The sequence below is a fragment of the Streptomyces griseorubiginosus genome (genome assembly GCF_017614965.1).
Lineage (GTDB): Bacteria > Actinomycetota > Actinomycetes > Streptomycetales > Streptomycetaceae > Streptomyces > Streptomyces griseorubiginosus_B.
Map to the genome: position 1 here is coordinate 1 of NZ_WVUG01000366.1, position 8,153 is coordinate 8,153.

General features: G+C 71.5%; 7 protein-coding genes and 2 rRNA genes. 7 read left to right on the forward strand and 2 right to left on the reverse strand.

Translation table 11 applies throughout. The features are described 5' to 3' along the window. From GRC12_RS38960 to GRC12_RS38970, 3 genes are all read left to right on the forward strand, one after another. Positions 1 to 85: ribosomal RNA gene (locus tag GRC12_RS38960) — 23S ribosomal RNA — on the forward strand; the annotation flags it as partial. A 104-nt stretch (positions 86 to 189) separates the two neighbouring features. Next, a 5S ribosomal RNA gene (rrf, locus tag GRC12_RS38965) occupies positions 190 to 306 on the forward strand. A gap of 1,128 nt (positions 307 to 1,434) precedes the next feature. Next, positions 1,435 to 2,208 (forward strand): tetratricopeptide repeat protein, encoded by a 774-nt coding sequence (locus GRC12_RS38970; protein ID WP_208785144.1) that lies wholly within the window; start codon positions 1,435 to 1,437, stop codon positions 2,206 to 2,208. Positions 2,209 to 2,281: 73 nt separating this feature from the next. Here GRC12_RS38970 and GRC12_RS38975 read toward each other — a convergent pair whose 3' ends face one another. Next, the gene (locus GRC12_RS38975) at positions 2,282 to 3,574 is read right to left on the reverse strand and encodes a DUF1015 domain-containing protein (protein WP_208785135.1); all 1,293 of its coding nucleotides are present in this window, start codon (positions 3,572 to 3,574) and stop codon (positions 2,282 to 2,284) included. A 72-nt stretch (positions 3,575 to 3,646) separates the two neighbouring features. Here GRC12_RS38975 and GRC12_RS38980 point away from each other — a divergent pair, with 72 nt between their 5' ends. From GRC12_RS38980 to GRC12_RS38995, 4 genes are all read left to right on the forward strand, one after another. Further along, complete coding sequence (locus GRC12_RS38980; protein ID WP_208785137.1) at positions 3,647 to 4,675, forward strand: HAD hydrolase-like protein; 1,029 nt, start codon at positions 3,647 to 3,649, stop codon at positions 4,673 to 4,675. A 66-nt stretch (positions 4,676 to 4,741) separates the two neighbouring features. Further along, entirely contained in the window at positions 4,742 to 5,785 is a 1,044-nt protein-coding gene (locus GRC12_RS38985; RefSeq protein WP_208785139.1) for a FecCD family ABC transporter permease, read from the forward strand. After that, on the forward strand, positions 5,782 to 6,819 hold the full coding sequence (locus tag GRC12_RS38990) for a FecCD family ABC transporter permease (RefSeq protein WP_208785141.1): 1,038 nt from the start codon (positions 5,782 to 5,784) through the stop codon (positions 6,817 to 6,819). Before GRC12_RS38985 ends, GRC12_RS38990 begins: the two co-directional genes overlap by 4 nt. Next, the gene (locus GRC12_RS38995) at positions 6,816 to 7,670 is read left to right on the forward strand and encodes an ABC transporter ATP-binding protein (protein WP_208785142.1); all 855 of its coding nucleotides are present in this window, start codon (positions 6,816 to 6,818) and stop codon (positions 7,668 to 7,670) included. Before GRC12_RS38990 ends, GRC12_RS38995 begins: the two co-directional genes overlap by 4 nt. Positions 7,671 to 7,703: 33 nt before the next feature. Here GRC12_RS38995 and GRC12_RS39000 read toward each other — a convergent pair whose 3' ends face one another. Continuing rightward, the gene (locus GRC12_RS39000; RefSeq protein ID WP_208785143.1) at positions 7,704 to 8,051 is read right to left on the reverse strand and encodes an SCP2 sterol-binding domain-containing protein; all 348 of its coding nucleotides are present in this window, start codon (positions 8,049 to 8,051) and stop codon (positions 7,704 to 7,706) included. Between the last annotated feature and the right edge of the window lie 102 nt (positions 8,052 to 8,153).

Sequence of the window (8,153 nt, forward strand, 5' to 3'; positions counted from 1 at the left end):
GTAGACGACTGGGTTGATAGGCCGGATCTGGAAGCACGGTAACGTGTGGAGGTGACCGGTACTAATAGGCCGAGGGCTTGTCCTCAGTTGCTCGCGTCCACTGTGTTAGTTCTGAGGCAACGACCGTTGCCGGCTTAGAGCAGAACGCATAACAGAAAAGTGTGCTTGTTCGCTCGAAACCATTAGGGTTTCGGTGGTTATAGCGTGAGGGAAACGCCCGGTTACATTCCGAACCCGGAAGCTAAGCCTTACAGCGCCGATGGTACTGCAGGGGGGACCCTGTGGGAGAGTAGGACGCCGCCGAACAATCTTTGGAAGGACCCCTGGTCCCAGCGTTCAGCTGGGACCAGGGGTCCTTTCGTTTTTACAATGCTTGCGGTACCGAAGACAGGAGTCACCATGTCCACCAACTCTCCCGACGACCGACCGGAGCGCGACCAGCGGCGACGGGACAGTGGTGATCGCGGTGACCGTGGCGGTTACCGCGGCAACCGCGGTGGTCAGGGTGACCGTGGCGGTTTCCGCCGTGACGACCGGCGCGACGACCGCCGCGACGATCGTCGTGATGGCCGGCGGGACGACAATCGCGGTGGCGGTTACGGCCGCCGGGACGACCGGCGTGACGGTGACCGTGGCCCGCGTCCGGCTTTCCAGCGCGACGACCGTGACCGTGACCGTGACCGCGGCCCGCGTCGAGACGACCGTGACCGGGACCGTGGCGGCTTCCGCCGTGACGATCGCGGCGACCGGGGCGAGCGTCCCTCCTTCCGCCGGGACGACCGCGGGGAGCGGCGTGACAGCGACCGGGGCGGCTTCCGCCGTGACGACAACCGGGGCGGTGGGTACGGCCGCCGTGACGACCGTGGTGCGCAGGGTGACCGGGGCGGTTTCCGCCGTGACGACCGGCGGGATGACAATCGCGGTGGCGGTTACGGCCGTCGGGACGATCGGCGTGACGGTGACCGTGGCCCGCGTCCGGCTTTCCAGCGTGACGATCGTGACCGTGACCGCGGCCCGCGTCGAGACGACCGTGACCGGGACCGTGGCGGCTTCCGCCGTGACGATCGCGGCGACCGGGGCGAGCGCCCGTCCTTCCGCCGTGACGACCGAGGCAACCGAGGCGACCGGGGCGAGCGTCCCTCCTTCCGCCGTGACGACCGCGGCGAGCGGCGTGACAGCGACCGGGGCGGCTTCCGCCGCGATGACAACCGCGGTGGCGGTTACGGTCGTCGGGACGACCGGCGTGATGGTGACCGTGACCGTGGCTCCCGCCCCGCGTACCAGCGCGACGACCGCGGTGGACGTGGTGGCCCCCGCCGTGACGACCGCGGTGGGCGCCCCGGAGGCTTCCGCGGGCGGGACGACCGGCAGGGCGGAGGCCGTTTCCGCGACGACCGCGACCGGGACCGGGGCGACCGGGAGCCGATCAAGCGGCTGCCGATCCCCGAGGACGTCACCGGCGAGGAGATCGACAAGGACGTACGGCAGGAACTGCAGAGTCTGCCCAAGACGCTCGCCGAGGACGTCGCCAAGAACCTGGTGATGGTCGCCCGGCTCATCGACGAGGATCCCGAGGGCGCGTACGGCTACTCCAAGGTCGCCCTCCGGCTCGCCTCGCGCGTGGCCGCCGTACGGGAGGCGGCCGGGTTCGCCGCGTACGCGAACCAGAAGTACGCCGAGGCGCTCGCCGAGTTCCGGGCCGCGCGGCGGATGACCGGCAGTGCGGAGCTGTGGCCGCTGATGGCGGACTGCGAGCGTGGCCTTGGACGGCCCGAGAAGGCGCTGGACATGGCCGGGGCGCCCGAGGTGCACAAGCTCGACAAGGCCGGGCAGGTCGAGATGCGGCTGGTCGCGGCAGGCGCCCGGCGTGACATGGGGCAGCTGGACGCGGCGATCGTGACGCTGCAGAGCCCCGAGCTGGCCTCCAACTCCGTTCAGCCGTGGACCGCGCGGCTGCGGTACGCCTACGCCGACGCGCTGCTCGCCGCCGGTCGTGAGGGCGAGGCGCGGGAGTGGTTCGCCAAGGCCGTCGAGGCCGACCGGGACGGCAGCACGGACGCCTCGGACCGGCTCGCCGAGATGGACGGGGTCGAGTTCGTCGACGCCTTCGACGAGAGCGACGACACCAACGGTGACGACGTTGACCTCGAAGTCGTCGACGTCGAGGACAAGGACCGGCACGACGAGGACCAGGACGACAAGGACTGATCCTGTCGGTCTGTGACGACGAAGGGCGGGGCCACGGTCCCGCCCTTCTTTCGTGTCTTCTGTGTCGGCCCGGTCAGAGGTCCAGTGCCCGCAGCACCAGACCCGACGCCGGCTTCGGGCCGAAGGACGTCGACTTGCGGGGCATGGTCACGCCCTGGCGGGCCAGGTCGCGGACGACCTCCTCGCGGACCGGGTGCATCAGGACCGCCGTACCGCCGTCGCGTTCCGCCTTCGCGATCGTGGCGGCCGTGTCGTGGATGTAGGCGATGTGGGCGGGGGAGTCCTCGGGGATGTGCCAGACGTGGTCGAGGAGGGTGGCGTGCAGGACGGTGGCGTCCAGAGTGCGCCAGGCCGCCGGGCGGTCGGCCGGGATCGTGCGGGCCAGCAGGGCCGGGTCGGGGTGGTCCAGCAGGTGGAAGGCGCCGTCTCCCGCCAGGAGGAAGGCGTTGCCCGCGCAGGCCGCGTCGGCGAGGGCTTCCAGGGCTTGTGACAGGGGGACGTCGAGACGTCGTACCCGGAACAGTCCTGCCACGGCCTCCAGTGCGTCCGCGACCGGGAGGCCGTGCAGGAGGCGGTGGATGGCGCGGACGCGGAGGGGGTAGCGGGCGGTGTCGACCAGGAGGACCAGGCCGTAGTCCCAGGGACTGGGGGAGGGGTGCTCGGTGCGGAGCCGGCGGTAGGTCGCCCAGCGGTGGTGGCCGTCGGCGATCAGGGCCTGGTGCTCGGCCAGTTCGGCCTGTATACGGGTCAGGTCGGAGGGGTCGGTGACCGACCAGAGGCGGTGACTGTAGCCGTCCTCCGTGGTGGTGGAGAGCAGGGGCGGGCGACCGGCGACGCGTTCCACGATCTCGCTGGTGGCGGCCGACGAGCCGTTGCCGCGGTAGGTCAGCAGCAGGGGTTCGAGGTTCGCGGAGGTGGCGCGCATCAGGGCCGCACGGTCGGCGACCACATGCGGCATGACGTCCTCATGGGGCAGGACCACACCGTCCGACGGGTCGGAGACGCGCAGGGCGCCGATGATGCCGCGTTGCAGCATGCCGTCGTCGTGGCGCTGTTCGTAGACGTACAGGCCCGGTTCGGGGTCGGTGGTCAGGACGCCCTCGTCGAGCCAGCGGCGCAGGGTGTCCGAGGCCTGTTCGTTGCGGGCGTGCGGGGTGGGGGCCTGCGGGAGGATCAGGCGGACGATGTTGTGCGGGTCGGAATCCTGCAGGTGGTGCAGGCCGTCGGGGCGTACGACGACGTCGTAGGGCGGGGATGTCACGGCGGCCAGGCTGCCGACCCGGTCGGGGTCGTACCGCAGTCCTCGGAACGGGGTGAGTTCCAGGCCTCGGCGCGCCGTTGCTTCCGGGTGACCTGCAGTGTTCATCCCGGCATCGTACGTGTGTCAGTGGCGTGCGGGATGATCGGGGGAAAGCCGTCGAACGAGGAGCGATGCGGAATGAGCCAGAGCGTCAGGACGAGGCCCGAGGGCAGTGGGCAGGCCCTGAGCAAGGCGTACGACACCGCGCTGCTCGACCTCGACGGGGTGGTGTACGCCGGCGGACTCGCCATCGCGCACGCGGTCGAGTCGCTGGCCACGGCCCGCGAGGGCGGGATGCATCTCGCGTACGTCACCAACAACGCGCTGCGTACCCCGGACGCCGTGGCCGGGCACCTGAGCGAGCTGGGGATCCCCACGGGCGCCGACGACGTCATCACCTCGGCCCAGGCGGTGGCGCGGCTGATCAGCGAGCAGGTGCCGGAGGGGAGCAGGGTCCTGGTGATCGGCGGTGAGGGGCTGCGGGTCGCGTTGCGGGAGCGGGGGCTCCAGCCCGTGGAGTCGGCGGAGGACGAGCCGGTGGCGGTCGTCCAGGGGTACGGCGGGCCCGAGTTGCCGTGGGGGCGGTTCGCCGAGGCCTGTTACGCCATCGCGCGTGGGGTGCCCTGGTACGCCTCCAACACCGACCTGACGATTCCGAGCGCCCGCGGGATCGCGCCTGGCAACGGCGCGGCCGTGGAGGTCGTGCGGATAGCGACCGGCGCCGAACCCCAGGTCGCGGGCAAGCCGTTGCCCCCGATGCACCGCGAGACCATCCTCCGCACGGGCGCCGAGCGGCCGTTGGTGGTCGGGGACCGGCTGGACACGGACATCGAGGGGGCGTTCAACGGCGAGGTCGATTCGCTGCTGGTCCTCACCGGCGTCACGGACGGCGCCCAACTGCTCGCCGCGCCCCCGCGGCACCGGCCGACGTACGTCGACGCCGACCTGCGCGGGCTGCTCACGGGACAGCCGGAGGTCGGAGAGGCGGGAGAGGGCTTCCGGTGCGGTGGCTGGACGGCGACGGCGGGTGCCGAGCGGCTGGAACTGGAGGGTGACGGAGAGCCGTTGGACGGGCTGCGGGCGCTGTGTGCCGCCGCCTGGACGGTGGCCGGTGAGGGTGTGTGCGAGCTGGAGACGGGGAAGGCGCTGGCACGGCTGGGGTTCTGAGCACCCGGGACCGAGTTCTCAGCGCCGGGCTCGAGCAGCGATGCGAGGGTAGGCTAACCTAACCTGGTGTTGGTCGACAGTCCTTCCGAACAGCGCGCGGAGACCGCCCCCGCGCCCCCGACCCGCCGGGCGGTACGTGCCTTTGGGCTGCTCGTGTCCGTCGCGGTGCTGGTGCTCGTCGCGCTGGCGAGCATCGCGATCGGCGCGAAGGGGCTCTCCCCGGAACAGGTCTGGCACGGACTGTTCCAGGACACGGGCACCTACGGCGACGTCGTGGTCGACGAGCGGCTGTCGCGGACGGTCCTCGGACTGCTCGCCGGCGCCGCGCTCGGCCTCTCCGGCGCGGTGCTCCAGGCGCTCACCCGCAATCCGCTGGCCGATCCGGGGCTGCTCGGCATCAACGCGGGCGCCTCGGCCGCGGTCGTCACGGCGATCACGTACTTCGGGGTCACCAGCCTGAGCGGCTACGTCTGGTTCGCCTTCGTCGGCGCGGCCGCGGTCGGCGCGCTGGTGTGGTTCCTCGGCGGCAGCCGGGGCGCGACCCCGGTGCGGCTCGCTCTCGCAGGTACCGCCATCAGCGCGGCCCTGTACGGCTATCTGCAGGCCGTGATGATCACCGACGACGCCGCGCTCGGCAGGATGCGCTTCTGGACGGTCGGTTCGCTCGCCTCGGCGACCGACTCGACGATTCTCCAGGTGCTGCCGTTCCTCGCGGCCGGCACACTCCTCGCCCTCGGGCTCGCCCGGCCGCTCAACGCCGTGGCCATGGGCGACGACACCGCCAAGGCACTCGGCGCCGACCTCAACCGCACCCGGGCGCTGTCCATGCTCGCCGCGACCGTGCTGTGCGGCGCGGCGACCGCCGCCTGCGGGCCGATCGCGTTCGTCGGGCTGATGGTCCCGCACATCGTGCGGTCCTTCACCGGTCCCGACCTGCGCTGGATCCTGCCGTACGCCACCATCCTGTCGCCCGTGCTGCTGCTCGGCGCCGACGTGATCGGCCGGATCGTCGCCCGCCCCTCGGAGCTGCAGGTCGGCGTCATCACCGCGCTCATCGGCGGGCCGGTCTTCATCTTTCTGGTACGACGGCGGAGGACGGCGCAGCTGTGAAGACCACCCGAGTCCTGCGGACCCCCGGCGGGCTCTCGCTGCGCCTGGACGTCCGTGCCGTCACCGTCGTCGTCCTGCTGCTGCTCGCCGCGCTCGCCGCGAGCGTCGTGCTCATCGGCACCGGAGACTTCCCGATCCCGGCCGGCGACGTGGTGAGGACGCTGCTCGGCGACGGCAACGCGGGCCAGGAGTTCATCATCAGGGAGCTGCGGCTGCCCCGGGTCCTGGTCGGTCTGCTGGTCGGCGCCTCCCTCGGGCTCGGCGGAGCGCTGTTCCAGGCCGTCACCCGCAATCCGCTGGGCAGCCCGGACGTCCTCGGCCTCGGGCAGGGGGCGACCGCCGGGGCCCTCACCATGATCGTGCTGTTCTCCGGGAGCGCGGCCCAGGTCACGCTGGGCGCGCTCGTGGGCGGACTGGTGACCGGGCTGGCCATCTATCTGCTCGCCTGGAAGCGGGGCGTGCACGGATACCGGCTGGTCCTGGTCGGTATCGGCGTCTCCGCGGTCGTCACGGCGGTCAACGGCTATCTGCTCACCATCTCCGACCTGGTCGACGCGGCCCGCGCGGTCGTGTGGATGACCGGTTCGCTCAACGGTCGGGACTGGGACCAGGTCTGGCCGCTGCTCGCGCTGTGCGCGGTGCTCGTGCCGCTCGTCCTCGCCAACGCCCGCGGGCTGCGGATGATGGAGATGGGCGACGACGTCTCGAACGCCCTCGGCGTGCGCGTCGAGCGGGTGCGGGCACTGCTGATGGTGGCGGCCGTCCTGCTCGTCGCCACGGCCACCGCGGCCGCCGGCCCCGTCGGCTTCGTCGCCCTCACGGCCCCTCAGCTCGCCCGCCGACTGACCCGCTCACCCGGCCCCAACCTGCTGCCGTCCCTGTGCATGGGCGCCTCCCTCCTGGTCACCGCCGACTGGGCCTCCCAGCGTCTCTTCGGCGCCGACCAGCTGCCCGTGGGCGTGGTCACCGGCGTCCTCGGCGGCGTCTACCTGCTGTGGCTGCTGGTCACCGAGCGCAAGGCGGGCCGGATATGAGCGGCTCGGCGAACCCGTACACCTCAAGGAGCACCGTGAACCGCCTGTCCGCCGAGAACGTCACCCTCGCCTACGACCAGCGGGTCATCGCCGAGCAGCTCTCGGTGGAGATCCCCGACAACTCCTTCACAGTGATCGTCGGACCGAACGCCTGTGGAAAGTCCACGCTGCTGCGGGCGCTGTCGCGGATGCTCAGGCCCAGTCAGGGCCGGGTGCTCCTCGACGGGCAGGTCATCCAGTCGATGCCGGCGAAGAAGGTCGCCCGCACGCTGGGTCTGCTGCCGCAGTCGTCGATCGCGCCCGACGGGATCACCGTCGCCGACCTGGTCGGCCGCGGCCGCTACCCGCACCAGGGCCTCCTGCGCCAGTGGTCCGCCGAGGACGAGCGGGTCGTCCAGGAGTCCATGGCGCGGACCGGGGTCGCCGAACTCGCCGAGCGGTACGTGGACGAGCTGTCCGGCGGGCAGCGGCAGCGGGTGTGGATCGCCATGGCGCTCGCCCAGCAGACCCCGCTGCTGCTGCTCGACGAGCCGACGACCTACCTCGACATCCAGCACCAGATCGACGTGCTCGACCTGTGCGCCGAGCTGCACGAGGAGCACGGGCGGACACTGGTCGCCGTGCTGCACGACCTCAACCACGCCGCCCGGTACGCCACGCATCTGATCGCGCTGCGCGAGGGGACGGTCGTCGCCGAGGGCGCCCCGAAGGACATCGTCACGGCCGAGCTGGTGGAGGAGGTCTTCGGGCTGCGCTGCCAGGTGATCGACGACCCGGAGACGGGCACGCCCCTGGTGGTCCCGGCGGCGCGCACGGCACGCGCGCGCGTGGTGGCTGCAGAAGCTTCTTGAGGCAGCGGCTGCAGAGGCTTCTTGAGGCGGCGGCTACAGAAGCTTCCTGAGCTGGAACAGGTCGCGCAGGCCCGCCTCCAGCCTCACCCGGCCCGAGCCCCACGCCTTGGCGAAGTTCAGCTCGCCGTTGACCAGGGCCACCAGGTCGTCGCCCTTCATGGTGAGTCTGATCTGGGCCTTCTCCGTCGGCGAGCCCTGGATGGTGTCCTGGACGACGATCCGGCCGCCGGTCATCCGGCCGACGAAGGTGATGTCGAGGTCGGTGATCCGGCAGCTCACCGAGCGGTCCAGGGACGCGGCGGTGCGGACGTCCCCCTCGGCGTGCTGCATGTTGTCCGAGAGCTTCTCGAGTGCGGCGCGGCACTCCTCGATCGTGGCCATCGGGATCGACGGTACCCCAGGGCTTCGGGGTAGCGTCTGGGCATGAGCGACACAGTGCCGGAGGGCGACGGCCCGCAGGAACCACCCGAGCCGGTGGACGAA

What these genes read in the sequence shown, in the direction of transcription:
- GRC12_RS39000 (WP_208785143.1), bottom strand. Translation starts at nt 8,051, where the DNA reads ATGGCCACGATCGAGGAGTGCCGCGCCGCACTCGAGAAGCTCTCGGAC.
- GRC12_RS38980 (WP_208785137.1), top strand. Translation starts at nt 3,647, where the DNA reads ATGAGCCAGAGCGTCAGGACGAGGCCCGAGGGCAGTGGGCAGGCCCTG.
- GRC12_RS38975 (WP_208785135.1), bottom strand. Translation starts at nt 3,574, where the DNA reads ATGAACACTGCAGGTCACCCGGAAGCAACGGCGCGCCGAGGCCTGGAA.
- GRC12_RS38995 (WP_208785142.1), top strand. Translation starts at nt 6,816, where the DNA reads ATGAGCGGCTCGGCGAACCCGTACACCTCAAGGAGCACCGTGAACCGC.